This is a genomic window from Actinoplanes sp. ATCC 53533, assembly GCF_003947245.1.
Window position 1 is genome coordinate 1 of record NZ_QHHV01000091.1, and the last position, 26,669, is coordinate 26,669.

General features: G+C 72.6%; 26 protein-coding genes. 6 read left to right on the plus strand and 20 right to left on the minus strand.

Features of this window, described 5'->3' with window-relative positions; all coding sequences use genetic code 11:
- On the minus strand, window positions 1-492 hold a 492-nt coding region (locus tag DMB66_RS27810; protein ID WP_233624876.1), incomplete at its 3' end, for a GNAT family N-acetyltransferase.
- Between the two features lie 97 nt (window positions 493-589).
- Window positions 590-1,519 carry an LLM class F420-dependent oxidoreductase gene (locus tag DMB66_RS27815; protein ID WP_125807073.1) on the minus strand — a complete coding sequence of 310 codons (930 nt, stop codon included), beginning with the start codon at window positions 1,517-1,519 and terminating at the stop codon, window positions 590-592.
- A gap of 82 nt (window positions 1,520-1,601) precedes the next feature.
- Between DMB66_RS27815 and DMB66_RS27820 the strand changes: the two genes are divergently transcribed.
- Window positions 1,602-2,387 (plus strand): S-adenosyl-l-methionine hydroxide adenosyltransferase family protein, encoded by a 786-nt coding sequence (locus DMB66_RS27820; RefSeq protein WP_125807074.1) that lies wholly within the window; start codon window positions 1,602-1,604, stop codon window positions 2,385-2,387.
- A 45-nt stretch (window positions 2,388-2,432) separates the two neighbouring features.
- Here DMB66_RS27820 and DMB66_RS27825 read toward each other — a convergent pair whose 3' ends face one another.
- Together DMB66_RS27825 and DMB66_RS27830 are read right to left on the minus strand one after the other, a co-directional pair.
- The gene (locus tag DMB66_RS27825; protein ID WP_125807075.1) at window positions 2,433-3,170 is read right to left on the minus strand and encodes an N-acetyltransferase; all 738 of its coding nucleotides are present in this window, start codon (window positions 3,168-3,170) and stop codon (window positions 2,433-2,435) included.
- A gap of 12 nt (window positions 3,171-3,182) precedes the next feature.
- Window positions 3,183-3,842: a hemerythrin domain-containing protein gene (locus DMB66_RS27830; RefSeq protein WP_125807076.1), complete on the minus strand. Its 660-nt coding sequence runs from the start codon at window positions 3,840-3,842 to the stop codon at window positions 3,183-3,185.
- A 64-nt stretch (window positions 3,843-3,906) separates the two neighbouring features.
- Between DMB66_RS27830 and DMB66_RS27835 the strand changes: the two genes are divergently transcribed.
- Together DMB66_RS27835 and DMB66_RS27840 are read left to right on the plus strand one after the other, a co-directional pair.
- Window positions 3,907-6,882 (plus strand): BTAD domain-containing putative transcriptional regulator, encoded by a 2,976-nt coding sequence (locus DMB66_RS27835; protein ID WP_158647386.1) that lies wholly within the window; start codon window positions 3,907-3,909, stop codon window positions 6,880-6,882.
- Entirely contained in the window at window positions 6,869-7,669 is an 801-nt protein-coding gene (locus DMB66_RS27840) for a DNA-formamidopyrimidine glycosylase family protein (RefSeq protein WP_125807078.1), read from the plus strand. The genes DMB66_RS27835 and DMB66_RS27840 overlap by 14 nt, the downstream gene beginning before the upstream one ends.
- A gap of 145 nt (window positions 7,670-7,814) precedes the next feature.
- On the opposite strand, the gene DMB66_RS27845 is transcribed toward DMB66_RS27840, so the two are convergent.
- The 7 genes from DMB66_RS27845 to DMB66_RS27875 all read right to left on the minus strand — a co-directional run bounded on the left by DMB66_RS27845 (window position 7,815) and on the right by DMB66_RS27875 (window position 15,543).
- Window positions 7,815-8,576, minus strand: a complete 762-nt coding sequence (locus DMB66_RS27845; protein ID WP_125807079.1) for a hypothetical protein — start codon at window positions 8,574-8,576, stop codon at window positions 7,815-7,817.
- Between the two features lie 27 nt (window positions 8,577-8,603).
- Window positions 8,604-9,473, minus strand: a complete 870-nt coding sequence (locus tag DMB66_RS27850; RefSeq protein ID WP_125807080.1) for a PspA/IM30 family protein — start codon at window positions 9,471-9,473, stop codon at window positions 8,604-8,606.
- A gap of 230 nt (window positions 9,474-9,703) precedes the next feature.
- Window positions 9,704-10,186 carry a helix-turn-helix domain-containing protein gene (locus tag DMB66_RS27855; RefSeq protein ID WP_125807081.1) on the minus strand — a complete coding sequence of 161 codons (483 nt, stop codon included), beginning with the start codon at window positions 10,184-10,186 and terminating at the stop codon, window positions 9,704-9,706.
- 191 nt (window positions 10,187-10,377) lie between these two features.
- Window positions 10,378-10,875 carry a CinA family protein gene (locus tag DMB66_RS27860; RefSeq protein ID WP_233624877.1) on the minus strand — a complete coding sequence of 166 codons (498 nt, stop codon included), beginning with the start codon at window positions 10,873-10,875 and terminating at the stop codon, window positions 10,378-10,380.
- A gap of 5 nt (window positions 10,876-10,880) precedes the next feature.
- Entirely contained in the window at window positions 10,881-11,474 is a 594-nt protein-coding gene (pgsA, locus tag DMB66_RS27865) for a CDP-diacylglycerol--glycerol-3-phosphate 3-phosphatidyltransferase (protein ID WP_233624878.1), read from the minus strand.
- Window positions 11,471-12,934 carry a 30S ribosomal protein S12 methylthiotransferase RimO gene (gene rimO, locus DMB66_RS27870; RefSeq protein ID WP_125807082.1) on the minus strand — a complete coding sequence of 488 codons (1,464 nt, stop codon included), beginning with the start codon at window positions 12,932-12,934 and terminating at the stop codon, window positions 11,471-11,473. Before rimO ends, pgsA begins: the two co-directional genes overlap by 4 nt.
- 53 nt (window positions 12,935-12,987) lie before the next feature.
- Window positions 12,988-15,543: a DNA translocase FtsK gene (locus DMB66_RS27875; protein ID WP_125807083.1), complete on the minus strand. Its 2,556-nt coding sequence runs from the start codon at window positions 15,541-15,543 to the stop codon at window positions 12,988-12,990.
- Between the two features lie 88 nt (window positions 15,544-15,631).
- On the opposite strand from DMB66_RS27875, the gene DMB66_RS27880 reads away from it, so the two are divergent.
- The gene (locus DMB66_RS27880; RefSeq protein WP_125807084.1) at window positions 15,632-16,045 is read left to right on the plus strand and encodes a YbjN domain-containing protein; all 414 of its coding nucleotides are present in this window, start codon (window positions 15,632-15,634) and stop codon (window positions 16,043-16,045) included.
- On the opposite strand, the gene DMB66_RS27885 is transcribed toward DMB66_RS27880, so the two are convergent.
- The 6 genes from DMB66_RS27885 to DMB66_RS27910 all read right to left on the minus strand — a co-directional run bounded on the left by DMB66_RS27885 (window position 16,019) and on the right by DMB66_RS27910 (window position 22,412).
- Window positions 16,019-16,390: a DUF2784 domain-containing protein gene (locus DMB66_RS27885; protein WP_125807085.1), complete on the minus strand. Its 372-nt coding sequence runs from the start codon at window positions 16,388-16,390 to the stop codon at window positions 16,019-16,021. The two genes, DMB66_RS27880 and DMB66_RS27885, sit on opposite strands and share 27 nt — an antisense overlap.
- Before the next feature lie 99 nt (window positions 16,391-16,489).
- Window positions 16,490-17,767 (minus strand): S1 family peptidase, encoded by a 1,278-nt coding sequence (locus DMB66_RS27890; protein WP_125807086.1) that lies wholly within the window; start codon window positions 17,765-17,767, stop codon window positions 16,490-16,492.
- 113 nt (window positions 17,768-17,880) lie between these two features.
- Window positions 17,881-19,569, minus strand: coding sequence for a ribonuclease J (locus tag DMB66_RS27895; protein WP_125807087.1), 1,689 nt, complete (start codon window positions 19,567-19,569; stop codon window positions 17,881-17,883).
- Window positions 19,570-19,582: 13 nt separating this feature from the next.
- On the minus strand, window positions 19,583-20,488 hold the full coding sequence (gene dapA / locus DMB66_RS27900; RefSeq protein ID WP_125807088.1) for a 4-hydroxy-tetrahydrodipicolinate synthase: 906 nt from the start codon (window positions 20,486-20,488) through the stop codon (window positions 19,583-19,585).
- A gap of 74 nt (window positions 20,489-20,562) precedes the next feature.
- Window positions 20,563-21,174 carry a DUF2752 domain-containing protein gene (locus DMB66_RS27905; RefSeq protein WP_125807089.1) on the minus strand — a complete coding sequence of 204 codons (612 nt, stop codon included), beginning with the start codon at window positions 21,172-21,174 and terminating at the stop codon, window positions 20,563-20,565.
- 5 nt (window positions 21,175-21,179) lie between these two features.
- A complete protein-coding gene (locus DMB66_RS27910) occupies window positions 21,180-22,412 on the minus strand; it encodes a winged helix-turn-helix domain-containing protein (protein ID WP_125807090.1) in 1,233 nt (410 codons plus the stop codon).
- 40 nt (window positions 22,413-22,452) lie between these two features.
- Here DMB66_RS27910 and DMB66_RS27915 point away from each other — a divergent pair, with 40 nt between their 5' ends.
- Together DMB66_RS27915 and DMB66_RS27920 are read left to right on the plus strand one after the other, a co-directional pair.
- Complete coding sequence (locus DMB66_RS27915) at window positions 22,453-22,974, plus strand: GNAT family N-acetyltransferase (protein WP_125807091.1); 522 nt, start codon at window positions 22,453-22,455, stop codon at window positions 22,972-22,974.
- A gap of 10 nt (window positions 22,975-22,984) precedes the next feature.
- A complete protein-coding gene (locus DMB66_RS27920; protein ID WP_125807092.1) occupies window positions 22,985-23,563 on the plus strand; it encodes a GNAT family N-acetyltransferase in 579 nt (192 codons plus the stop codon).
- 41 nt (window positions 23,564-23,604) lie between these two features.
- Here DMB66_RS27920 and dapB read toward each other — a convergent pair whose 3' ends face one another.
- The 3 genes from dapB to DMB66_RS27935 form a co-directional block, all read right to left on the minus strand.
- Window positions 23,605-24,372, minus strand: a complete 768-nt coding sequence (dapB, locus tag DMB66_RS27925) for a 4-hydroxy-tetrahydrodipicolinate reductase (RefSeq protein WP_370319327.1) — start codon at window positions 24,370-24,372, stop codon at window positions 23,605-23,607.
- Window positions 24,360-25,247 (minus strand): phosphatase PAP2 family protein, encoded by an 888-nt coding sequence (locus DMB66_RS27930; RefSeq protein ID WP_125807110.1) that lies wholly within the window; start codon window positions 25,245-25,247, stop codon window positions 24,360-24,362. The genes dapB and DMB66_RS27930 overlap by 13 nt, the downstream gene beginning before the upstream one ends.
- 83 nt (window positions 25,248-25,330) lie before the next feature.
- Entirely contained in the window at window positions 25,331-26,668 is a 1,338-nt protein-coding gene (locus tag DMB66_RS27935; RefSeq protein ID WP_125807094.1) for a pitrilysin family protein, read from the minus strand.
- Window position 26,669 lies beyond the last annotated feature (1 nt).

Sequence of the window (26,669 nt, forward strand, 5' to 3'; positions counted from 1 at the left end):
GAGCCAGTCGAGGCCGTCCTCGCCCTGGTCGTCCAGGTGCTCGGCGCGGGTGAGGCCCGCCCGGAGCGCCACCTTCTGGGAGGCGACGTTGTCCGGGCGGACCCGCGCGATGATCGGCCATTCCGGCAGGTGGCAGCCGGCCCAGGACACCACGGCCGTGGCCGCTTCCGTGGCCACTCCATCGCCCCAGGCCGCCGGGTCGAGGCGGTAGAAGAGGTTCAGCATCTCGCGCTCGTGGAAGCGGATCACCTTCACCCCCGCGAAGCCGAGGATCTTCCGGGATTCGCGTTGCTCGACGACCCAGTAGCCGAAGCCGTGCCGGCGCCAGTGGTCGTCCCAGCGGGCGTAGAGATGCTCTCCGTCCGCGACGGTGGTGAGCATGTCCGAGGGGTTGTGCCGGCAGGCCTCGGGGTCGCGGTGGATCGCGAGGATGGTTTCGAGGTCGGCGGGCCCTGGGCGCCGCAAAGCCAGTCGCGCGGTGACAATCTCCACGCAACAGACTTTAGGCGCAGAGCCCGGACACCTCGGGCCCGGCACCATCAAGACGGCCCTACCAGGGGGAAATCGCCCGCGATGCCACAGTTGACGGTCAGGTCAGCTGCGGCGCCACCGCCGTCGCGACCAGTTCCACGTGGTGCAGATCACTCAAGTCCAGCGTCTGCAGGTACAGCCGGGACACGCCCGTCTCCGCGTACCGTCCGATGATCTCCACCGCCTGGTCCGGCGTTCCGACCACGCCGCCGTTGTCGCGCATCTCCGCCACGTCCCGGCCGATCGCCGCCGCCCGGCGCTTCACCTCGACGTCGTCGCGGCCCACGCAGAGCACCGCCACGGCCGACATTGCCGGTGGCCGCGCCCGGCCGATCTGCTCGCTCGCGGCGCGGACCCGGTCGAACATCGCCGGCAGGTCCGCCACCTGTGCGAACGGGGCGTTGAACTCGTCGGCGTACCGGGCGGCCAGCGCCGGGGTGCGCTTCTTGCCGCCGCCGCCCACGATGATCGGCGGGCGTGGTGACTGGACCGGCTTCGGCAGGGCCGGGGAGTCCACGACCTGGTAGTGCTTGCCCTCGAAGGTGTATTGCTCCCCCGCCGGCGTGGTCCACAGGCCATCGATGATCTCCAGCTGCTCGGTCAGCCGGTCGAAGCGCTCGCCCAGCGGCGGGAACGGGATGCCGTACGCGGTGTGTTCCCGCTCGAACCAGCCGCCGCCCAGGCCCAGCTCCACCCGGCCGCCGCTCATCGCGTCGACCTGGGCCACGCCGATCGCCAGCGGGCCCGGCAGCCGGAAGGTCGCCGAGGTGACCAGGGTGCCGAGCCGGATCCGGGAGGTCTGCACGGCCAGCGCGGCCAGGGACAGCCAGGCGTCGGTCGGGCCGGGCAGCCCGTCTCCGCCCATCGCGACATAGTGGTCGGAGCGGAAGAAGCCGTCGTACCCGGTCTGCTCCGCGAGCTGGGCCACGCGCCGCAGGTCGTCGTGGGAGGCACCCTGCTGGGGTTCGGTGAAGATGACAAGACGCATAGATCAACAGTGCCAGACGTCTCGCGACGCGCCCGCCGACCTGCCGGACACAGAGCGTGCCGGGGCAGTAACGTCTACCACCATGGGCGGCTATGGATGGATCAGCCTCACGACCGATTACGGCACGTTCGACGGTTTCGCCGCCGCGTGCCGCGGGGTGATCGCGCGCATCGCTCCCGACGTGCGCATCAACGACATCACTCACCACGTACCGCCCGCGGATGTGTCTCGGGGCGCCGCGGTGCTGGCGCAGACCGCGCCGCACCTGCCGCCGTCGGTGCACGTCGCGGTGGTGGATCCCGGCGTGGGCTCGGACCGCCGCGGCATCGCGATCGGCACCCCGGAGGGCATCCTGGTCGGCCCGGACAACGGCCTGCTGATCTGGGCGGCCGAAGCGCTGGGCGGCATCGACACGGTGGTCGAGCTGACCAACAAGGACTGGCTGCTCGGCGACGTCTCGCGGACGTTCCACGGCCGGGACGTGTTCTCGCCCGCCGCGGCCCGCCTCGCGCTGGGCGCGCCGCTGAGTGACGCCGGGCCGGCCATCGCCCCGGACACCCTGGTGCGGCTGCCCGATCCGGTCGTCTCGGTCGGCGACGGCTGGCTCGAATCCGAGGTCATCACGGTGGACAGGTTCGGCAACGTGCAGCTCGCCGCCGGCGGCGGCATGCTCTCCGGGCTGAGCCCGGAGCTGGTGATCGGCGGGATCAAGGCCCGGCGGGCCCAGACCTTCGCCGAGGCCCAGCAGGGCGAGATGATCGTGTACGAGGACTCGGCCGGCCGGGTGGCGATCGCGGTGAACGGCGGCCGCGCCGTCGTCCTGCTGTCGGTCCGCCCCGGCGACATGGTCCGGGTCACCGAACGCTGAGCCGGCCCGCCCAAGAGGCGAACGCCCCGCAGCGTCCCTGGCGGCTCAGAGTCGGTGGTGGACCCAGACGTTGGGTTCCACGTAGACGGCCCGGTCGCCGGCCACGTCGCAGTGCACCGGCCCCAGCGCATGGGGGACGGTGACCGGTCCCGAGGTGTCGAACGGCAGGTCTGTCCAGCGGCGCCAGTCCGTCAGGGTGCCCACCATCACCATGCTGGCGTGCGCCACGTTCACGATCTGCCCGCCGGCCCGGACGTGCACGCGCAGCCACGGGTCCACGGGGAGGCCGTCCAGGCGCCGCTCGTACGCGTACGTGTCAATGGTCTTGAATTGGGCGCCGGTCGGCCGGACCGGCGCGATCAGGTCCGCGAAGCCCCGCGCCGCCGTGTTGGCCCGCAGGGCCGCCAGCATCCGGGCCGACAGGCCCCGCCCGCGCAGGTCGGGCCGCACCATGATCTCCAGGGCGGAGACGATCGTCGGCGCGGTGCCGCGCAGCCGGTCGTGGGTGGACTGCCGGACGGCCCAGTCCCAGCCGTCCTCCGGCAGCCCGTCGGCGATCGTGCCGGTGAAGCTCAGCGGCACCGAGCACGCCTTGGCCACCGCCTCACCCGTGTCGGTGTCGACGGCGAGCAGCTGGAACTCAGGGTAGCTGTCGAATTCGTAACCGTAGAAGAAGTCGCCGGTCTCGTCCTGGGTCATGAACGGCGGCCACAGCCCGGCGAGGCCGGACCAGAGCGGGCGCCGGTCCGGGCGCTCCGCCGCGGTGGCGATGTCGAGGTGCATCCGCCGACGATGTCACCCGCGGCGGATGCTGTCCCGCGATTTTGCGTAGGTTCGCGGCCCGAGCACGCGCCACAGCAGCCGGGCCGGCGCGGGCAGCTGAGCCAGGAACATCTTCGTCTCGTGCGGGCTCGCCTCCTCCAGGATCGCGCCGACGAAGACCAGCGCCAGCTTGTTCTTCGGGATCGCTTCCCGGGCCCGCTCGTTGAGCGCGTTCCACTCGGCCGGGGTCACGTGTTCCGAGACCAGCGGGAGCAGCTCACGTTCCTCGTCGGCGAGGTGCTCGTCGAGCGCGCCGGAGGCCTGGGCCAGCACGTCGGCGAGCTCGTCGCGAGTCGCGGCGGCGGCGTGCGCCCGCCACCGGGCGGTCAGATCGTCGATGCGGCTCAGCAGGCCGGCCAGGCGCTCGTGCTGGGCCTCCATCCGGTGCACCAGGCCGGCGCGCAGCCCGACGCGGTCGAGCATGACCGGCCAGAGCAGCTCGTCCTCGGCCTCGTGGTGATGATGCAGCGCTCCCGCCACATTGGCCAGATGGGAGCCGACGGTCTCGGCGCGGGCGGTGTCGCCGGGCGGCACCGCCCGGATCAGGGCGGGCAGGATGCGGAACTCGCGCCGGAACACCCGGTGCACGAGCACCATCTCCCAGGTGTCGACGCGTGCGGTCGTGGTCGTCATTCCCCGAGGGTGCCGGGGTCGGCTTGCAGACTGCCTGCAACCGGCCTGCGCCTTATGCTCCCCCGTGCTGAGCTGCCGCGTTCTCGGACCGACCGAGGTGGGCGCGGGCCGCGAACTTCTCGACCTGGGCGGTCCGCTGCCGCGCCGGCTGCTCACCGCGCTGATCGCGGCCGCCGGCCGGCCGGTCGGCGGCGACGCGCTCGCCCTGGCGGTGTGGGGCGACGAACCGCCGGCCAGCCCGGAGGTGTCGCTGCAGGCGTACGTGTCACGGTTGCGGCGCGCGTTCGGGCCGGCACACCGGGACGCGTTGCAGCGGATCGGCGACGGCTACCGGCTGGTCGGGGCGGCGACGGATGTGGCGGCGTTCGAGGCGGAGGCCGCCCGGGGGCGGGGGCTGCTGGGCGAGCAGCGGCCGGCCGAGGCCGTCCGGGCCTTCGACGCCGCGTTGCGGCTGTGGCGCGGCGAGGCGTACGCGGACCTGGGCGGCGCGGCCGAGGCGGCCCGGGCGCGGCTGGAGGAGCTGCGCCTGGTCGCGGTCGAGGAGCGGCTGGCGGCACGCCTGGCCGTGGGCGACGCACCCGGGGCGGTGGCCGAGCTGACCCCGGCGGTACGCGCCGAGCCGTACCGGGAGCGGCGGTGGGAGCTGCTCATCCTCGGTCTCTACCGCAGTGCCCGCCAGGCCGAGGCGCTGTCCGCGCTGCGCCGGGTCCGGGCGTTGCTCGCCGATGATCTCGGGGTGGATCCCGGGCCTGCCCTGCAGTCCCTGGAGCGCCGCCTGCTGGCCCAGGATCCGGGGTTGCTCCTGCCCGCCGGCCCCGCAGCGGCACCACGGTCCGGCGGCTGGGCGCCGGCGGTGCCGCGGCCACTGTCCACTTTCGTCGGCCGCGAAGCGGAACTGGCCACGCTCACCGGCAGCCTGCCGGCGGTGCGACTGCTCACCCTGGTCGGGCCGGGTGGCGCGGGCAAGACCCGGCTGGCGGTCGAGTACGCCGCCGCGCGGATGGACGGCGACGGCCCGTGGCTGGCCCGGTTGGCCGACGTGACCGGCCCGGACCTGCTGATCCCGACCGTCGCAGCGGCTGCTGGCGTGCACCAACCGGCTGTAACCGGCCCGGCGGCGGCCGACGTGCACCAACCGGCCGTAACCAGCCCGGACGGCCCGGCGGCGGGCGGCGTGCACCAACCCGCCGCAGCCGGCCCGGACGGCCCGGCGGCGGGCGGCGTGCACCAACCCGCCGCAGCCGGCCCGGACGGCCCGGCGGCGGGCGGCGTGCACCAGCCGGCCGTAACCGGCCGGGACGGTCTGGTGGCGGCCCTGGCGGAGCGGGAAGCCCTGCTGATCCTCGACAACTGCGAGCACCTCGTCGCGGCTGTCGCCGACCTCGTGGTGGTGCTGCTGGCCCGCTGCCCCCGGCTGCGCGTCCTGGCGACCAGCCGCGAACCGCTCGGGGTCGACGGCGAGCGGCTGCTGCCGGTGGCGCCGCTGCCGCCCGCCGACGCCGTGGCGCTGCTGGTCGACCGGATCGGCGCGGTCCGGCCCGGCTGGCGACCTGATCCCGGCGAGCACGTGCACCTGGGCCGGCTGGCGGAGACACTGGACGGGATACCGCTGGCGTTGGAGCTGGCCGCCGCGCGGGCCCGGGTGCTCGGGCTCGGCGAGCTGGTCGCGCTGCTCGGTGAGCGGTTTCCGGCGTTGGGCCGGGTGCCGCGCGGGGCGCTCGCCCCGCACGCCACGCTGGAGGCGGCGGTGGCGTGGAGTGTCGATCTGCTGCCGGCCCGCGACCGGGCGCTGCTGCTGCGGCTGTGGCCGTTCGAGGGCGGGTTCACCCTGGCGGCCGCGGCGGCGGTCGGCTCCGACCTCGAAGCGTTGTCGTCGCTGGTCACCCGGTCGGTGGTGGCCGCGGACACGACCGTCGCGCCGACCCGCTACCGGCTGCTGGGGATCATCCGGGCGTACTGCCGGGAACACGACCCCGATCCGGGCGCCAGCCGGGCCGCGCACGCCGCCTGGGTCCGCGCGCTGGTCGCGCGGGCCGCGCCCGAGCTGCGCGGGGAACGGTCCGCGCACGCCATCCGGGTGCTCAACCGGGAGGTGCCCAACCTGCACGCCGCCCTCGCCCACGACCTGACCGCCGACCCGGCGGCGGCGCTGCGGACCGCGGGCCTGCTGGAATGGTTCTGGTACCGCGGCGGGCACGTGTCCGAAGGGCTGCGGCTGCTGACCACTGCCCTGGCCGGGGCCCCGGACGCGCCCGCCGTCGACCGGGCGCTCGCGCTGGCCGCCTGCGGAACCCTGCGGTTCATCGGCGGCGACCTGGACGGCGCCGCCGGCTTCCTGCGGCAGGCGAAGGACCTGCTCGCCGAGCCGGACAGCCCGGACGGTCGGCGGTTGTTCAGCCAGATCCTGTACTACGAGGCCCTGATGTGGACCGTGTACGGCGACTTCGGCACCGCCGCCGGCCGGGCCCGGGAGTCCATCGCGGTGAGCGTGCGGGCCGGCGAGAAGTGGGCCACCGCCGCCGGCGAGATGGCGCTGGGCGGGGCGCTGACCGGGCTCGGCGACCTGGCCGAGGGCCGCCGCGTGCTCCGGGCGGCGGCCGCGCACGCCGGCGCGCTGCGGCAGAACTGGATCGCCGCGATGAGTGAACTGCTGCTCGCCCGGGCCTGGCTGGTCCCGGCCGACCCCGATCCGGCGGCGGCGCTGGGCGTGCTCGGTGCCGCGCTGGCCCGCTTCCGCGAGGAGGACGACGTCAGCAACGTGCTGTCCTGCCTGCACACCGGCGCGTACGCCGTCACGCTGAGCGGCCGGCCGGCGCTGGGTGCGGCGTTGCTGGCCGCCGTACGCCGTCACGGTGCCCGGCGCGGGCTGCGGCCCGACGCCACCGACCCGGCCACCACCGCTGCCCTGGGCGCCGCCCTCGACGAGGCACTCGATCCGGTGGCCAGGGCCGCCGCCGAGGCAAAGGGTGCCGATCTCGACGAGGCCGCGATGATTGCCCTGCTGCCCTCCGGGCAGGATCAGAACCATGCCCGAGGGTGACACCGTGTGGAACACCGCGCGCGTCCTGGAACGCGCGCTGCGGGGCGACGTGCTCACCGGCTCGGACTTCCGGGTGCCGCGGCTCGCGACGTCGAACCTGACCGGCTGGACGGTGGCCGAGTCGGCGAGCCGGGGCAAGCATCTGCTGCTGCGGCTGCGGAACGGCGACCGGGCCATGACCCTGCACTCACATCTGCGGATGGACGGCGCCTGGCGGGCGTACGCGCCGGGTGAGCGCTGGACCGGCCGGCCCGCGCACCTGATCCGGGTGGTGCTGCGCACCGCGCGCTCGGTGGCGGTCGGCTACCACCTGCACGAGGTGGCGCTGCTGCCCACCGCCGAGGAGGGCACGCTCCTGGACCACCTGGGCCCGGACCTGCTGGGCGCCGACTGGGATCCGGCCGAGGCGGTTCGCCGGATCGCGTCCGCGCCGGACGTCCCGATCGGAGAAGCGCTGCTGGACCAGCGCAACCTCGCCGGAGTGGGCAACCTCTACAAGGCCGAGACGCTGTTTCTGCGCGGCCTCTGGCCGTGGACGCCGGTCTCCGCCGTGCCGGACCTGGCCGGCACGGTGCGGCTGGCGCAACAGCTGGTGGCGTCGAACCGCGGGCGTTGGACGCAGACCACCACCGGGTCGCTGCGCCGAGGCCAGACCAGCTATGTCTACGGGCGGCGGGCCCAGCCGTGCCGGCGCTGCGGCTCGGCGATCCAGAAGGAGGATCAGGAGGAGCGGGTCACCTACTGGTGCCCGCGCTGCCAGCCGAAACCGGTCCCGCCGGCGCCCTAGCCCGAGCGGCGGGCTAGCCGCCCCTAGGCCGAGCGGCGGACTAGGCGGCCCTAGCCGAGCGGCGGGCTAGGCGCCCCTAGCCGAGCGGCGGGCTAGGCGACCCTAGCCGAGCGGCGGGCTAGGCGACCCTAGGCCGAGCGGCGGGCTAGGCGGCCGGGGTGGCGGGCCGGCGCAGCTCCGACAGGCCCTCGGCGATGCCGCGCAGCCGGTCGGTCGCCTCGACCAGGCCGCTCAGCGCCGGGTGCTGCGCCGAGGCCGGCTGGCCTTCCTCGGCGACGTAGCTCGCCGCTGCCGCGACCAGCCGTTCGTAGGCGGTGACGCCCTCGGTGAACTGTTTGGCCAGGCTCTCGTGCGCCTGCTCGATCCCGGCGCGCTGGTCGGGCGGGCTGAGCGGGATCGCCCGCTCGACGCTGGCCACCCGCTGCCCGAGGTCGCGCAGCCACTGCTCGGCCACCGCCGCCTCCAGCATGGCGGCCTCGCCGGGCCCGGTCAGCCGGCCGGCCAGCCCGGTGAGCGTCATCGCGGCGCGGTCCAGCCTGTCCCAGGCCTGGGCGACCGCGGAACCGCGCAAGGCATAGCGCTCCTTGTGCCGGCGCACCTCCTGCAGGACCTGCCGGCCCGCCGGGAACCGCTCGACGGCCGCGACCAGCTTCTGGCCGGGGATGGCCGGCGGCGGTGCGGGCGGGGCCGGGAGCGCGGCCAGCGCCCGGTGGTCGCTCCAGCGCCACCAGGCCAGCGCCACGGATGCGCCCGCCGACGCCGCCCAGGCCGCGTCGGCGAGCCCGATGCCCGCGTAGGGGGTGAGAACGGCGGCGGCCGCGGTCAGGCCACCACCGACGACGCTCCATCGCCGCGCCGAACCGCGCAGTCTCTTGAGCCGCCGGAAGTACCTGCTCCGCTCGTCCACCGTTCACTCCTCCCCGAGGCGCGGTGCTCAGCCCGCGGCTGAGGTGTCCCCGCGCTTGGCGTTCATGCTGGCCCTGATCTCGTCGAGGCGTGCCACGCTGGCCGGGTCGGCCGCGGGGGTGGCGTTGCCGCCGCCCGCCTCCACCGCCGGCTTGGCAGCGGTGCCGCCGAGCTGCTCGCCGGCCATGCTGGCCCGGATCTGCTCCAGCCGCGACGTGCCGGCCAGGTCGAGGCTCGACTTCTGCACTTCGAGCATGCGGCCCTCGACGGAATTCGACGCCAGCTCGGCGCGGCCCATCGCGTTGGCATACCGCTGCTCGATCTTGTCGCGGACCTCGTCCAGGGACGGGGTGTTGCCGGGCGCGGAGAGCGACGACATCGACTCCAGCGACTTGGCGACCGTCTCCTGCATCTTGGCCTGCTCGAGCTGGCTCAGCAGGCGAGAGCGCTCGGCGATGCGCTGCTGCAGCACCATCGCGTTGTTCTCCACCGCCTTGCGGGCCTGGCCGGCCGCCGACAGCGCCTGGTCGTGCAGCGTCTTCAGGTCTTCCATCGACTGCTCGCCGGAAACCAGCTGGGTGGCGAGCGTCTGCGCGGTCGACTCGTATTTCTGCGCCTCGGCCTCGTCGCCGCCGGACCGGGCCCGGTCGGCCAGCACCAGGGCCTGGCGGGCCATGCCCTGCAGCTTCTCGACCTCGGACATCTGCCGGGACAGCTTCATTTCGAGCTGCCGCTGGTTGCCGATCACGGCCGCGGCCTGCTGCACGAGCGCCTGGTGTTGCCGCTGCGCATCCTCGATGGCCTGCTGGATCTGCACCTTGGGGTCGGCATACTCGTCGATCTTCGCACCGAAGAGCGCCATCATGTAACGCCAGCCCTTGACGAACGGGTTCGCCATATCCGCGGTATCCCCTCAATGTCGCTCAGTCGGACGCGCCACCGACGCGGGACCGAGGGGTCTTCACGATGGCGCGGAGTCCATCGTGTCAGCCCCACGCCACCGGCGTCACGTGACCTCGGGGGGATCTCAGGGTCTAGCTAGGGTTCCCCCGAGAACGAGGCTACGCGCCGAGACGCGTTCCGGCGACGCCGGAACGCGAGTGAGCGGTGGTGGAGATCTGGGGGGACTCAGGCGGCGTAGACGACGTCACGGTCGCGCTTGCGAGTCGCGTGCAGGGTCGCCTTGAGTGGCGAGTCCTGGCGGACGGAGACGGAGACCGTCCCGTCGGAGGTGACCTGGCGCACGGCCGGGGCCTCGTTGGTCTTGACCTGGCCGGCCGTCTTGACCGGAGCGGCCTTCATCGGGGCGGGCTTGACGCCCGTGCCACCGGTCTCGATCGGATTGGGCTCGAGCGGGACGAGCATGCCGTCCATGCCTTCGGCGAGCGCGAGCGTGCCGCTCACCTCACCGAGGACCTCGGACAGGCGCGCACCCAGAGCCTCGCAGATCGCGGAGAGCAGCTCGCTGGACGCTTCCTTCTGGCCACGTTCGATCTCGGAGAGATAACCCAGGCTGACGTTGGCGGCGGTCGACACCTCACGCAGCGTGCGATGCTGACCCTGCCTGCGCGCCCGAAGTGCGTCACCGATAACCCGGCGTAGCAGGACCATGGCACCTCCTCCTGCGGCGGGGCCGCCGGCAACCGCCGGAGGCTTCCCGCAACCGTACCCGCTGCCGGCTACACCGACATCCCGCCCCGCCGAAATCCGGGACTGCCGGGAAGGCCTAGCTGCCCGCGGGGCTGCTGATACGGGCGGTGGGCAGGCTGGGCCCACTCACCCGTACGAGACAACAAGGCAGGTCAGCCCGTGATTCCCGGGGTTGAGCCGCGCAGCTCGGCGACGAGCAGCGACAGGGCGCAGGTCACACTGGCCGTCCGGATCTCCGCCCGGGAACCCGGCAGGCTCAGCTCCCGGACGGCGGCCCCGGCCGGCCCGGCGACCGCGACGAAGACCATCCCGACCGGCTTGCCGTCCTGCGGTTCCGGCCCGGCGACCCCGGTGGTGGCCAGCCCCCAGTCGGAGCCGCAGCGCTCCCGCACCCCCTCGGCCAGGGCCAGGGCGACATCGGGATCGACCGGTCCGCGTGCGTCCAGCAGCTGCCGCGGCACGCCGGCCAGGCTGTGCTTGAGGTCGGTGGCATAGACCACCAGGCCACCCCGGAACACCGCGCTGACGCCGGCGATCTCCACGATCGTGGCGGCGACCAGCCCTCCGGTCAGCGACTCCGCGACCGACAGGGTCTGGCGCCGGTCGACCAGCGCTCGCACCGCCTCGGCGGCGGCGCCCCCGGCAGCCACGGCGCTCAGGCCCGCTCGGCCCGGCGGCGCAGGCGCAGGGCCTGCAGCACGTAGTCCGCGCCCGTCACCACGGTCACGATCAGCGCCGCGATCATCAGGCCCGTGCCGACCAGGTCGAACGGCTCCGGCACCGGCCACAGGAACCAGGCGATCGCGGCGATCTGCAGGGCCGTCTTGAGCTTGCCGCCGCGGCTGGCCGCGATGACGCCGTACCGGATCACCCAGAAGCGCAGCGCCGTGACGCCCCACTCGCGGAGCAGGATCAGGCCGGTCACCCACCACGACAACCGGTCGTAGGCCGACAGCAGCACCAGCGCGCTGCCGGTCAGCGCCTTGTCCGCGATCGGGTCCGCCACCTTGCCGAACGAGGTCACCAGCTCGAAGCGCCGGGCGATCCAGCCGTCCGCGAAGTCGGTGGCCGACGCCACGCAGAAGGTCAGGCAGGCCAGGATCCGCCAGCCGGACTCGGCCATCTCGGAGGCGATCACGAAGACCACGAACACGGGCACGAGCACGATGCGGGCGGCCGTCAGCATGTTGGCCGGGTTGTAGAGCGAGACCGGCCGCGGGGCAGCCACCGGCACCGGCTCGTCGGTCACGACGCTGCCGCTGCCGGCGCCGCGGAGATCATGGCGACGGGTACGGCGATCAGGTCGACACCCTCGGTGCCGGTGACCCGGGCGCGGACGAAATCGCCGGGGCGCAGCGCCGCCAGGTCGACGCCCTCGGCGCCGGCGACCAGCGTGGTGGAGCCGTCGACCTCGGGCGCCTGGTGCGCGGCGCGGCCCTCGATCTCGCCGTCGGCCACGGTGTCGACCAGCACCTCGACGACGGAGTCGAGCCGGTCCTCGGCACGCTGGGCGCACAGCTCGTCGGCAAGGTCGCTGATCCGGCCGTACCGGCGCTTGATCGTGTCCTCGCGGACCTTGCCGGGCAGTCCGGCGGCCTCGGTGCCGTCCTCGTCGCTGTAGTCGAAGACGCCGATGGCGTCGAGCCGGGCCTCGGTCAGGAACCGGACCAGCTCGTCCACGTCCTGCCGGGTCTCGCCGGGGAAGCCGACGATGAAGTTGCTGCGCGCGCCCGCCTCGGGAGCCAGCGCGCGGGCCGAGGCGAGCAGCTCCAGGAACCGGTCGGTGGAGCCGAAACGGCGCATCCGGCGCAGCACCGGCTCGCTGGAGTGCTGGAAGGACAGGTCGTAGTAGGCCGCGACGCCCGGGGTGGTGGCGATGGCCTCGACCAGGCCGGGGCGGGTCTCGGCGGGCTGCAGGTAGCTGGCCCGGACCCGGACGATGCCGGGCACGGCGGCGAGCTGCGGCAGCAGCTTCTCCAGCGCGCGCGGGTCGCCGAGGTCCTTGCCGTAGGAGGTGCTGTTCTCGCTGACCAGCACCAGCTCCCGGACGCCCGTGGCGGCCAGCCACTCGGCCTCGGCCAGCAGCTCCTGCGGCTCCCGGGAGACGAAGGCGCCACGGAAGGCGGGGATCGCGCAGAACGAGCATCGCCGGTCGCAGCCGCTGGCCAGTTTGAGGCTGGCGACCGGGCCGCTGTCGAGCCGGCGGCGCAGCACCTGCCGCAGGTGCGCCGGGGTGTGCTCGTCGACCGTGGCGTGCCCGGGAACGACCACCTTGGCGGCCTGCCGGGCGACCGGGGTCAGCGGCAGCAGCTCGCGGCGGTCGCGCGGGGTGTGCGCGTCGAACCGCTCCCCGGCCAGCACGCCGTCGAGGCGGGCGGAGATGTCGGTGTAGTCGTCGAAGCCGAGCACGGCCTGCGCCTCGGGCAGGCTCTCGGCGAGCTCCTTGCCGTACCGCTCGGCCATGCAGCCGGCGGCGACCACCTTCGCGCCGGTCTCCGCGGCGGCCAGCAGCGTCTCGATGGAGTCCTGCTTGGCCTTCTCGACGAAGCCGCAGGTGTTGACGAGGACCACGTCGGCGCCGTCGGCGTCCGTGCTGACCTGCCAGCCGCCGGCGTCGAGACGGGCGGCCAGCTCCTCGGAGTCGACCTCGTTACGGGCGCAGCCCAGGGTGAGCAGGGCGACACGGCGGGGGGCAGGGGTTACTGACACTCCGACAAGGCTACCGGGCGCCGGTAGTCCTGCCTTCGGCCGTCCAGGGGTGTCTAGTCGACCCGCAGGGTCGCCAGGGTCTCTTCCAGCTCGTCGGGCTTGATCAGCACATCCCGGGCCTTGGAACCCTCGGACGGGCCCACGATGCCGCGGGTCTCCATCAGGTCCATCAGCCGGCCGGCCTTGGCGAAGCCGACCCGCAGCTTGCGCTGCAGCATCGAGGTCGAGCCGAACTGCGAGGTGACCACGAGCTCGATCGCCTGGATCAGCACCTCCAGGTCGTCGCCGACCTCCTCGTCGATCTGCTTCTTCTTGTTCTCCGGCGGCGCCGTCACGTCCGGCCGGAACTCCGGCTCGCGCTGGTCCTTGCAGAACTTGACGACGTCGGCGATCTCCGACTCGTCCACCCAGGCGCCCTGGAAGCGGGCCGGCTTGGAGGCGCCCATCGGCAGGAACAGGCCGTCACCGCGGCCGAGCAGCTTTTCCGCGCCGGGCTGGTCGAGGATGACCCGCGAGTCGGCCAGCGAGCTGGTGGCGAACGCCAGCCGGGACGGGACGTTGGCCTTGATCAGGCCGGTGACCACGTCGACCGACGGGCGCTGGGTGGCCAGCACCAGGTGGATGCCGGCGGCGCGGGCGAGCTGGGTGATCCGCACGACCGAGTCCTCGACGTCGCGCGGGGCGACCATCATCAGGTCTGCCAGTTCGTCGACGATCACCAGCAGGTACGGGTACGGCTTCATCACCCGGTCGACGCCGGGCGGTGCGACGATCTCGCCGCTGCGCACCTTGCGGTTGAAGTCGTCGACGTGGCGTACCCCGTTGGCGGCGAGGTCGTCGTACCGCATGTCCATCTCGCGGACGACCCACTCCAGCGCGTCCGCGGCCTTCTTGGCGTTGGTGACGATCGGCGTGACCAGGTGCGGGATGCCCTCGTACCCGGTCATCTCGACCCGCTTCGGGTCGATCAGCAGCAGCCGCACCTCGTCCGGGGTGGCCCGGGTGAGGATCGACACGAGCAGCGAGTTCAGGCAGGAGCTCTTGCCCGCGCCGGTCGCGCCCGCGATCAGGATGTGCGGCATCTTCGCCAGGTTGGCCACCACGAAGCGGCCCTCGATGTCCTTGCCGAGCGCCACCAGCATCGGGTGGTGGTCGGCCGTGGCCGCGTGCGAGCGCAGCACGTCGCCCAGCGACACGTTCTCGGGATCGGTGTTGGGGATCTCCACGCCGACCGCGCTCTTGCCCGGGATCGGGCTGAGGATGCGCACGTCGGGCGACTTCACCGCGTACGCGATGTTGCGCGAGAGCTGGGTGATCCGCTCGACCTTGACGCCGTGGCCGACCTCGACCTCGTAGCGGGTGACCGTCGGGCCGCGGGTGAAGCCGGTGACGGCCACGTCGAGGTTGAACTGCTCGAACACGCCGGTCAGCGCCGCCATGATCTCGTCGTTGGCCTTGCTGCGGGACTTCGGCGCCGAGCCCTTGCCGAGCAGATTCGGCGGCGGCAGCCGGTAGTCGCCCTCGACCGCGGAGATGTCGAGTTGCTCGGCCCGGGTGGGCAGCGGCGAGTGCTCCGGCGGCTCGGTCGCCTTGCGGCTGGCCGGCACCTTCTTGCCGCGCGGCACCAGCACGGTGTCGTGCACGATCGGGTCGTCGTCGGTGAGGTCGACCGCCTCCTCGGCCTCCGGGCCCAGCCCGATGTCGGCCAGCGAGCCCTGCCGGCGGCGGGCCGGCGACCGCCGCTTGGGCTCGGCGTCTCCGGGCTCGTCGAGGTCGGGCAGGTCGGGGTCGGGCAGCGGCGCCCGGGCCGACGAGCGGCCGAGCAGCACGTCGGCGAGCAGCATCAGCCGCTCGGGGATCTTGTTGATCGGCGTCGCGGTGATGACCAGCAAACCGAAGATCAACAACAACACCAAGAGGGGTACGGCCACCCAGGCCGTGACGGCGTTCTCCAGCAGGGAGCCGACGCCGTAGCCGATGAGCCCGCCGGAGCTGTTCATCTCGATGTCGTCGACGGGACGCTGGGACACGTGCAGCAGGCTGGCCGTGGAGACGACCAGGGCGCTCCAGCCGACCACCGACCGGCCACGGTGCTCCGGGTCGGCGGGCTTGCGCATGAAACGGATCGCGCCATAGAGCAACAGCAGCGGCAGGAGCAGCGCCAGGCCCCCGAAGAAGAGCCGCATGGCGTCGGCCAGCCGGGCGCCCACCGGACCGGCCGAGCCGGCCCAGACCGCGACCCCGACGAGGATGGCCAGGCCCAGCATGAGCAGCCCGGCGCCGTCGCGGCGGTGCTCCGGATCGATCTCCTTGGCGGTCGCGGCCTGCCGGCCGACCCCGCGGGCGGCCCAGCCGACGCTGTGCGCGAGGCCCATCCAGAGGGCGCCGACGCCGCGGGTGATGCCGGTCGCGAGGACCGAGCCGACCCCGGGCCGGGCGCGGGTGGCGCTCTTCGCCCGGGTACGGGCAGCCGGGCGGGCGGCGGCCTTCTTCGCCGCCGTCTTGCGGGCGGGCTGACGCGCCGCCGGTTGCCGGGCGCGCGCCGACGCGGCACCGCGCGTGGTGGACGCGGCGCGGCCCCGGCTCGCCGGAGGAGTGCGGCCCGCCATGAGCACTACCGTAACGGGGTCACTCTCGCGAGTCCGCGCGCCGCACCGTGACCAGGTTTCGCTTTTTCCGCCGTTTAGGATCAAGAGCATGTCCGATTCGCCGCAACCGCTCAGCCACGACATGATCATCGCCGCGCTGAACGCCCGGGAGTTCGCCCACTTCGTCGACGACGACGGTGACATCGGCGGCAACTGGCAGGGCTGCCTCATCTACTTCTTCCGGCTCGGCAAGGAAGAGGAGGTGCTGCAGGTCCGCACGCTCACCCGGACGGACTTCAGCACCGACGACGTCCCCCGGCTGTACGCCTTCTGCAACGCCTGGAACCACGACCGGCTCTGGCCGAAGGCGTATGTGCACACGGCCGACGACGGCGTGGTGCGGGTGGTCGGCGAGGTCGTCGGCGACTGGGAGCAGGGCGTCACGCCGGAGCAGCTCGACCAGGTGATGATCTGCGGAATCGCGACGGGCTGCGAGCTAGCCGACGCGGTCGCGGAGCTTTGAGCGCACCGCGAAACCGATCCACGAGACTCCGACGATGACGGCGACCACGATCTGGGCCGCCCACTCGTAGCCGTGCGGGTAGAAGACGCCCGCGACGTGGTTGTCCAGGAAGCCCCCGTTCAGCGGGGCCAGCCCGACACCGACCCGGCCCCGATCCTCCAGCCAGGTCAGCGGGCAGGACAGCCCCGCCGCCACGATCACCAGCAGCCAGCCGGCGCTGATGACGTGCAGCCAGATCAGCCACCGCCACCGCCACCGCCAGGCGAGGAAGCCGCCGAAGATGCCGAAGGCCAGGAACGCGAAGTGCGCGCCCACGGCCGCGGCGATCAGAATCCGGTAGCCCATCCGTCGACGGTAGCGGGCCGGCCCGGCGGGCGACGCAGCGCTGCCCGCGCGGGACGGAGGATGACCCGCGCGGGCAGCACGTCTTCTACGGGTGGAGCGTCAGTTGCCGTTCACGCGATCCAGGAGGCTGCCGCGCTCGTTGTTCTCGCCGTTGTTCTGCGACTGCTCGTCCGAGTTGTCCGAGTTGCCGCCCGCCCCGCCGCCGTTACCGGTGGTGAGCAGCGTGACGTTGTTCTCCTCGAGAATCTCGGTGAGGGGCTGGAAGAACGTCTCCCCGCCGACGGTGCAGTCGCCGGAGCCGCCGGAGGTCACGCCCTGGGCCTGGTCACCCGAGAGCCACGGGCCGCCGGAGTCACCGCCCTCGGCGCAGACGTCCGTCCGGGTCAGGCCGGTGACCGCGCCCTCCGGGTAGTTCACCGTCTGGTTCTTCGCCAGGATGGTGCCGCAGAACGTGCCCGTGGTGGAACCGGAGCGGCAGACCGCGGCGCCCACCGGCGCCTCCGTGCTGCCGCCGACCGGCAGCGCGTTGCCGTCGAAGTCGTTGACGAACGGCTGCTCCTGCACGTCGGCGTTGGTCTGCACCACGCCCATGTCGGCGGTGCCGGGGAAGACCGACGCCACGACCTCGCCCTGGTCCAGGTTCTCCCGGTCCAGGGTCTCGGTGCCCACCGCGCCGCAGTGCCCGGCGGTGACGAAGCCACCCTCGACCGCGAAACCGATCGAGCAGCGAGCCTGCTCGCCGCCGATGTTGACGAAGTACGGCTCGGCGCCGATGACGTCCGCGAGCGTCTTCGGGGCGGCCTTGGTGACGACCACCCGCACCGCCTCGTCGGGGATGCCGGCGTCCTCGGCGAGGTCCTCGGCCCGCTCGGTGTCGCCGGGCAGTGCCTGCACCACGACCTGGTTGGCCGCGACATCGACGTACCAGCCGGGCAGCTTCCGGTCGGCCTTGGTGGCCTCGGCGTCCAGCGCCTTCTTCGCGCTGTCCAGCTCGGCCACGCTGCGCTCGACCACCTTCGGGGTGGCGCCCGCCGCGCGCACCTGACCGGCCAGGCCGGCGTCGGTGATCGCGATGTTCAGCGTCGTGCCGTCCTTGCCGAGCCAAGCGCCCGCGTATGAGTCACCGGAGGCACTGCGCAGCTGCGCCGCGACGCCGCTGGCCCACTCGGCCCGCTCGACGCGGGCAGTGGCCTGGTCGGCGCTGACACCGAGGTCTCGTTGCATCGCGGCGAGCAGCTGAGGGGCCACTCCACCGGTCGACTGCGACGCAGGGCCGCGGTTGGCGTTCGTGCCCGCCATGGACGGCAGCGTGAACGCTACCGCCGCTCCCGCTGCCGTCACCGTCGCCGCAAGCGCGACGACCGTTCTCCGCTGCATCCGTAACTCCCCTCGCATCGAGTGCCGTGGGGGCGGCACCGTGCCCTCAGATACGCAAAGGGGTCGCGGCCGGATCAATTAATCCGGTAATCACGGAAAACTATGCTTGTCGATCACACCTCGACGACGGTCGGCACGATCATCGGCCGGCGGCGGTAGGCGTCGTTCACCCATCGTCCGACGGTGCGCCGGACCACCTGTTGGAGCTGGTGGGTGTCGGTGATGCCGTCCTCCGCCGAACGGTGCAGGGCGGCGGTCAGCAGCGGGATGACCGGGTTGAACGCCTCCGGGTCCTCGGAGAAGCCCTTCGCGGAGATGCTGGGCTCGCCGACCACCTTGCCGGTCACCGAATCGATCACCACGGTGGCGGAGATGAAGCCGCCGTCGCCGAGGATGCGCCGCTCGGTCAGCAGCGACTCGCTGACGTCACCCACGGCCAGGCCGTCGACGTACACGTAGCGGTTCTTGACCCGGCCCACGTGCCGGGCGTGCCCCTCGACCAGGTCGACCACGTCGCCGTCCTCGCAGAGCACGACCCGGTCCGGCGCGACCCCGGACTCGATCCCGAGCTGGGCGTGGGCGCGCAGGTGCCGCCACTCGCCGTGCACCGGCATCAGGTTGCTCGGGCGTACGACGTTGAGCAGGAAGAGCAGCTCACCGGCCGGGGCGTGCCCGGAGACGTGCACCTTGGCGGTGTCCTTGTGCACGACCGTGGCGCCCGCCCGGGCCAGCTGGTTGATCACCCGGTAGACCGAGGTCTCGTTGCCGGGCACCAGCGAGCTGGCCAGCACGACGGTGTCGCCGGACTTGATGGTGATGTGCCGGTGGTCACCGGTGGACATCCGGCCCAGCGCGCTCATCGGCTCGCCCTGCGAGCCGGTGGACATGAAGACGATCTCGTCGTGCGGCATCTGGGCCGCCTCGTCCAGGCTCACCAGCAGCCCGTCCGGGATGCGCAGCAGCCCGAGATCGCGGGCGATGCCCATGTTCCGCACCATGGACCGCCCGATCAGCGCGACTTTGCGCTCGTATTCGTAGGCGGCGTCCATCACCTGCTGGACGCGGTGCACGTGGGAGGCGAAGCTCGCCACGATGATCCGGCCGCGGGCCTTGCCGAAGAGCGCGCCGAGCACCGGGCCGATGTCGCGTTCCGGGGTGACGAAGCCGGGGACCTCGGCGTTCGTCGAGTCCGACAGCAGCAGGTCGACACCCTCGGCGCCGAGCCGGGCGAAACCGGCCAGGTCGGTGATGCGCCCGTCCAGCGGGACCTGGTCCATCTTGAAGTCGCCGGTGTGCAGCACCAGCCCGGCCGGCGTCCGCACGGCCACGGCCAGCGCGTCCGGGATCGAGTGGTTGACGGCGAAGAACTCGCACTCGAACGGCCCCAGCCGCTCCGTCTGCCCCTCACGCACCGTCAGCGTGTACGGGTCCAGCCGGCGCTCGGCCAGCTTCGCCTCGACCAGCGCCAGGGTGAACTCGGAGCCGACGAGCGGAATGTCCGGCTTGAGCGCGAGCAGGTACGGCACCGCGCCGATGTGGTCCTCGTGACCGTGGGTGAGCACGATCGCCTGGACGTCCTCCAGCCGGTCCCGGATCGGGTCGAAGTCGGGCAGGATCAGGTCGACGCCGGGTTGCTCGACGTCCGGGAAGAGCACTCCGCAGTCGACGACCAGCAACTTGCCGTCGAACTCGAAAATCGTCATGTTGCGGCCGATGGCCCCGAGACCTCCGAGCGGGATGACGCGCAGGGCGCCCTCCGGCAGCGGGGGTGGTGGTTCCAGTTCGACGTGTGCCTGGCTCAAATGCGAGGCCTCTCTAATTGGTGCCGAGGTGCTGTCCCGCCGCGGCGGCGTCCTCTAGCAGTTGGTTCGTTTCGGCCTCGGTGGCATCGACCAGCGGCGAACGCACGGGCCCGGCGGGCAGCCCGAGGGCGCGCAGGCCGGCCTTCACGAGGATGGTGCCCTGGGTCCGGAAGATGCCGGTGAACAACGGCAGCAACTGGCGATGCAGCGCGAGCGCCCCGGCGGTGTCGCCGCGCTCGTACGCCTCGATCATGGCCTTGGTCTGCGGGCCGATGAAGTGGGTGGAGGTGCCGACCACGCCGACCGCGCCGATCGACAGCAGCGGCAGGATGGCGGCGTCCTCACCGGAGTAGTAGGCGAGGCCGGTGCGGCGCAGCACGTCGGCGCTCCCGGCGAAGTCGCCCTTGGCGTCCTTGACGGCGACGATGTTCTGATGCTCGGCGAGGCGCACCAGGGTCTCGGTGGCGATCGGCACGCCGGCGCGGTGCGGGATGTCGTAGAGCATCACCGGCAGGCCGACGGCGTCGGCGACCGCGGTGAAGTGCCTGACCAGGCCCGCCTGCGGCGGCTTGTTGTAATACGGCGTCACGACCAGCAGGCCATGTGCGCCCGCCTTCTCCGCCGCCCGGGACAACTCCACCGTGTGGGCCGTGTTGTTGGTGCCCACGCCCGCGACGATCCTGGCCCGGTCGCCCACCGCCTCGACCACGGCGCGGAGCAGGGCGTCCTTCTCCGCGTCGGTGGTGGTCGGCGACTCACCGCCGGTGCCGCTGATCACCAGGCCGTCGTGCCCCTGCTCGTCCACCAGCCACGCGGCGAGCCTGGCCGCGCCGTCGACATCGAGCGAGCCGTCCGAGGTGAACGGGGTCGCCATGGCCGAGAGCAGCCGGCCGAAGGGCCGCGGGTGGTCGTGCGTCATACCGACAACTTATCGGACGGCCGGAGAGGATTCCCCGTCGCCGGTGGGCCCGGGCTCCCGGCCAGGGGGTGTTCCTAGACGTAGAAGGCGGTGAACGGCGCCCACGGCAGGTTGCGCAGCAGGCTGAAGACGCCCCAGGCGGCGATGAAGCCGCCGATCACACCCGGGCTCAGGTCGAGCTGCGGAAGCCGCCAGCCGAAGAGCCGGCGGCCGGCCCAGGCGAAGTACATGTAGAGCAGGAACGGGACGACGAAGACGAACAGCGCATGGTGACGGGCCGCCGCCGGGATGTCGCCGTGCAGCAGATACCACGCCGCGCGGGTGCCGCCGCAGCCTGGGCAGATGAAGCCGGTGGTGTATTTGAGCAGGCAGCTCGGCGCCGCGCCCGCGTTCGCCTCGGTGGGGCTGGTCGCCAGCGTGTAGCCGACCGCGCCGGCCATGCAGACCAGCATCGCGGCGGGGGCCACCCAGATCGGCGACTCGCGCCACTTGCGCTGGATGAACCGCGTCACCCTGTCCGGCTGGGGCGGCTCGTAGTGCGGCGAGCCGTACTGCGGCGGCCCATACCCCGGCTGGCCGGACTGCGGCTGGCCGTCGGGCCTGGGCCGGCCGGACTGCGGCTGGCCGGGGACCGGCGGGCCGTCGGGGTGCGGGTGGACCGCGACGGGGTCGGTCGCGCTGCTCATGGCCGTCACGGTACACCTGCGGAGGCAAGCTTCAGCGCGGCCGTGAGGGGGCCCGCCAGGTCTCCGCCCTGCGGCGCCGCGACCGTGTGCAGGCCCAGCCAGCCCGCCAGCCGGTGCAGCTCGGGGACCAGCGCGGCCGCCGTCTCCTCCTCGTCCGCGGCCGGCTCGATCCAGGCGGCCGGGATCTGCAGCACCCCGGTCTTGCGGTCGGCCTTGAGGTCGAGCCGGGCCGCGAACCGGTCACCGAGCAGGAACGGCAGCACGTAGTAGCCATAAAGCCGCTGGGCCGCGGGGACGTAGATCTCGATCCGGTAGTTGAGGTCGAAGAGCCGCTCGGTGCGGGCCCGCTCCCAGATCAGCGGATCGAACGGGCTGACCAGCGTCGCGGCCTGCACCCGGCGCGGCAGCCGGGCCTGATGGTGCAGGTAGGTCGGGCCCTTCCAGCCGCGCACGGTGACCGGGAGCAGGACCTTGTCCTCGATCAGCTCGGCCAGGGCCTGCTTGAAGCCGGCCACCGGCAGCCGGAAATAGTCGCGCAGCTCCGGCTCGGCCGCCACGCCCAGCGTGCGGGCGGACAGCTCGACCAGCGCCCGGAAGGAATCCTGCGGCGACGGGGTCGGCGCCTCGATCACCTGCCGCGGCAGGACGCGCTCGGGCAGGTCGTAACGCCGGGCGAAGGAGGTCGTGCGCTCGGCGGCGGTCACCTCGCCGCTGTAGAACAGCCACTCGAGGGCCTGCTTGACCACGGACCAGTTCCACCCCCAGTGGTCCTTGCGGCGCGGGACGTCGTGCTCGATCTCGGCGGCGGTGAGCGGGCCGCGGTCGCGGACCTCGTCGAGCACCCAGGCGACCAGCTCGGGCTGCTCGGCCACGATGCGCCGCATGCCACCCCAGGCGTAATCCTGGGCGCGGGCCATCCGCCAGCGGAACAGCGGCTGGAGCTCGACGTCGATCAGCGACGCCTCGTGACCCCAGAACTCGAACAGCAGCCGGGGCTTGCGGTAAGCGGCCCGGCCGAGCAGCGCGGTCGGATAGGGGCCGAGCCGGCTGTAGAGCGGCATGAAGTGGGCCCGCTGCAGGACGTTTACCGAATCCATCTGGATCAGGTGCAGGCGGCGCAGCACGCGGCGCAGGTGCCGCATGTCTGTGGCGCCGCCCGGCCGCGGGTCGGTGAAGCCCTGCGCGGCGAGCGTGATGCGCCGCGCCTGGGCGACGGAGAGGGAATCAGGGACGGCCACAGATCAGGACGCTAGACGAGGGGTATGACAAAGTCGCCCCATGGTCGACATCCGCCCGCTCAACGACACCGACATCGACGCGGTGGCCGCCGTCCAGGTGCGTGCCTGGCAGGCCGGCTATGCCGGCATCATCGCGGCCGACTACCTGGCCGGGCTCGATCCGGCCGACTTCGCGCGGCGCCGGCGCGACCGGACCGGCCCGCCCGGGTCGCAGACGCTGGTGGCGGCGGACGGCGACGTGATCGTCGGCTTCGCATCCTTCGGGCCGTACCGGGTGGACCGTGGCGCGGGGCACAACCCGGGGATCGGCGAGCTCTATGCGATCTATGTCGATCCGGATCGGTGGGGTGCCGGGACCGGCCGCAAGCTGTTCGCCGCCGCGCGGGCCGGGCTGACGGCGGCCGGCTACCCGGCGATGCGGCTCTGGGTGCTGGAGGACAACCTCCGGTCCCGTCGTTTCTACGAGCGTTCCGGACTTCGGCCCGACGGCGAACGTCATCTCTTCAGTCCGCACGGCAGCACGGTGGAACTGCCCGAAGTGCGCTACATGACGCGTCTGTAAGCTGCCGGACATGGCACTCGGCTTCGTCCGTCCGGCCCGTCCCGAGGACGCCGGCGAGATCGCCCGCATCCAGCTGACGACCTGGCGGACCGCATATCGGCGGATGTTCCCGGCGCACGTCCTCGCGAACCTCGACGAGGCCTACCTGGCCCGCGGCTGGTCCGAGGCGATCGGCTCCGCCCCGTCGGCGCGGCACCGCGTCCTGATCGCCGTCGAACAGGCCGAGTCGGCGTCCCATGTGGTCGGCTTCGCCGCCTCCGGGCCGGCCGACGAGCAGGCGCTGGCGCCCGAGGAGCCGCCGCTGCCCGACGATGTCGCGGCGGTCACCGACCTGCTGGTCGAGCCGCGCTGGGGCCGGCGCGGGCACGGCAGCCGGTTGCTCGCGGCGACCGTCGACCTGTGGCGCGAGGACGCGTTCAAGGCGGCCGTGGCGTGGGCCTACGACGCGGACGAGGCGATGAAGAAATTCCTGGTGTCGACCGGTTGGGAGCCCGACGGCGCCGGCCGCGCCCTGGACGTCGACGACATGCTGGTCCCCCAGCTCCGCCTGCACGTCGCCATCGACCCGCAACCGCCCACGGCGGGCTAGCCGCGAAACCCAGGCCCGGGACGAAGCCGGGCCTGGGCCTGTCAGTCGAGGAGCGGGTCGAGGCCGATCGTGAGGCCCGGGCGGGTCACGATCGAGCGGACCCCCAGCAGCACACCCGGCATGAAGGACGCGCGGTCCAGGCTGTCATGCCTGATCGTCAGCGTCTCGCCGTGCGTACCGAAAAGGACCTCCTGGTGGGCGACCAGGCCCGCGGCCCGCACCGCGTGCACCCGCACGCCGTCGATGTCCGCGCCGCGCGCGCCGCCGACCTCTTCCTTGGTCGCGTCCGGCATCGCGCCGAGGCCGGCCTCGGCGCGCGCCGCGGCGATCAGCTTCGCCGTGTGGGTGGCCGTGCCGCTCGGGGCGTCCAGCTTGCGCGGGTGGTGCTGCTCGATGATCTCGGCGGACTCGAAGTAGCGGGCCGCCCGCGCCGCGAACTGCATCATCATCACCGCGCCGATGCCGAAGTTCGGGGCGATCAGCACGCCGACCTCGGGCTTGTGCGACAGCCAGCCGCGCACCCGGTCGAGGCGCTGCTCGGTGAAGCCGCTCGTGCCGACGACCACGTTGATCCCCTGGTCGACGGCCCAGTGCAGGTTGTCCATCACCACGTCGGGGGTGGTGAAGTCGACGAGCACCTGGGCGCCCGCGTCGGCGGCGTTGAACAACCAGTCGCCCTGGTCGACCATCGCCACGAGTTCGAGGTCGGCGGCGGCGTCGACCGCCTTGCACACCTCGAGGCCCATGCGTCCCCGGGCACCGAGAACGCCGACGCGGATCGGTTCCTGCTCGTTTGTCACGCCGACAATTTAACCCGGTTGCTCCACCAGCGTTCGCCGAGCCCCACGACCAGGAACACCGCGGCCACGTACGCCCAGCCGACCAGCACGTCGATGACGTAGTGCTCGCCGGTGTAGACCAGCGTGAACGTCATCGCCAGCGGATACGCGAGCAGCAGCGGCCACCAGCGGCGGCGGACCACCGGCAAGAAGAACGCGACGGCCATCATGGCCCAGGCGGTGTGCAGCGACGGCATCGCGGCCACCGGGTTGGACGCCTCGACCTGCAGCGCGTTCAGGGTGTTGCCGGCGCCGTGCAGGCCGATCGCATCCCACCCGTTCGTGGAAATGCGCTCCACGTGCTCGGACAGGAAGCCGTGCTGGTAGGCCCACCACGGCGGGGCGGCCGGGTAGACGAAGTACGTGATCAGGCCGAACACGCACAGCGTGAACCAGCGCCGGATGAACCGGGCCCACTGCGCGCGGGACCGGACCCAGAGGATCACCGCGACCGTCGGCACGGTCAGGAAGTGGGAGACATAGACCAGGGTGACCACGACCTCCCACCACTGCACCACGCCCGGCTGGTAAAGGTGCTGCTGCAGCCAGGTGGTCGGGACCTCGCCGCCGGTGAACCAGCCGAACATCCACTCGTCGGCGTGGATCAGCTCGGTGACGTGCGGGTCGAACAGGTCGTCGGCATACCCGCGGGAGATGTTGTAGACCACCAGCAGCAGCGCGATCGGCAGCCAGTCGCGCAGGAACAGCAGGTGCTGCCGCCAGGGCAGGTAGCTGCGCCAGGCGATGGTGGCCAGCCAGAGCCAGCCGAAGGCGATCAGCGGGTCGCTGGTCGGCACGCCGATGAAGTACGTGCCGACAGCGAACAGCACCCCCCAGATCAGCATGCCGACGATCCGGCGCTTGCGCCGGTCCGTCGTCGCTTCTTCTTGTACGGGCGGAGGGCTGAGGATGGTCACGGGGTCCCAGGTTAGCGGGGCACGGAAAACGCGGACTCGTCGAAGGGCCCGACCACCGCGAGTGACATCGGCTTCGACAGCAACTCGGCGGCGATCGCGTTCACCTGGTCGAGGGTGACGGCGTCGACCTCGGCCAGCAACTCGTCGACGGCCAGCAGGTCGCCGTGCAGCAGCTCGGATTTGGCCAGCCGGCTCATCCGCGAGCCGGTGTCCTCCAGGCCGAGCACGTACGCGCCCTTGACCATGCCCTTGCCGCGGGCCAGCTCCTCGACGGTGATGCCGTCGGCGGCGACCGCGGCGAGCTCCGCCCGGATCAGGGCGAGCACCTCCTCGGCCTTGCCCGGCGCGCAGCCGGCGTAGACCCCGAAGAGGCCGGCGTCGGCGTACTGGCTGCCGTACGAGTAGACCGAGTAGGCCAGCCCGCGCTTCTCCCGGATCTCCTGGAAGAGCCGGCTGGACATGCCGCCGCCGAGCACGTTGTTGAGCACGCCGAGCGCGAACCGGCGCTCGTCGGCCCGGTTGATGCCCGCGCAGCCGAGCACGATGTGCGCCTGCTCGGTGTCGCGGTGCCGGATCAGCGTCACCGGCTTGCGCGGCCGGCTGCCGCCGGTCGAGCCGCGCTTCGCTGCGGGCGCCGCCTGGTCGCCGTCGAGCGGGCTGCCGGCCAGCGCGGCACGGACCAGCTTGACGACCGTGGCGTGCTCCAGGTTGCCGGCCGCCGTGACGACGATGTGCGGAGCCTTGTACCGGGTGCGGTAGAAACGGTTGATCTGGGTCCGGGTCATCGGGGAGATGGTCTCCTCGGTGCCCGAGATCAGCCGGCCCAGCGGCGACCGGTCGCCGAAGATCGCCTCGGTGAAGACGTCGTGCACCTCGTCGCCGGGCTCGTCGTCGTGCATGGCGATCTCTTCGAGGATCACGCCACGCTCGGTCTCCACGTCCGCCGGGTCGAGGATCGAGCCCGCGACCGCGTCACAGAGCACGTCGACGGCGAGCGGCAGGTCGGCGTCCAGCACCCGCGCGTAGTAGCAGGTGTATTCCTTCGTGGTGAAGGCGTTGGTCTCGCCGCCGACCGCCTCGATCTGCGCGGAGATCTCCAGCGCGGTCCGCTTCTCGGTGCCCTTGAAGAGCAGGTGCTCAAGGAAGTGCGAGGCGCCCGACATCGCCGGGGTCTCGTCACGGGAGCCGACCCCCACCCAGACGCCGAGAGCGGCGCTGCGGGTGGTGGGGATCGCCTCGGTGATGATGCGCAGACCGCTGGGCAGGACGGTTTTGCGTACGCCGTCCTGCAGGGTCCGGGTGACAACGCGGGCCGGCCTCTCGGCCGGCCCGCGGTTGCTCGCTGTCATG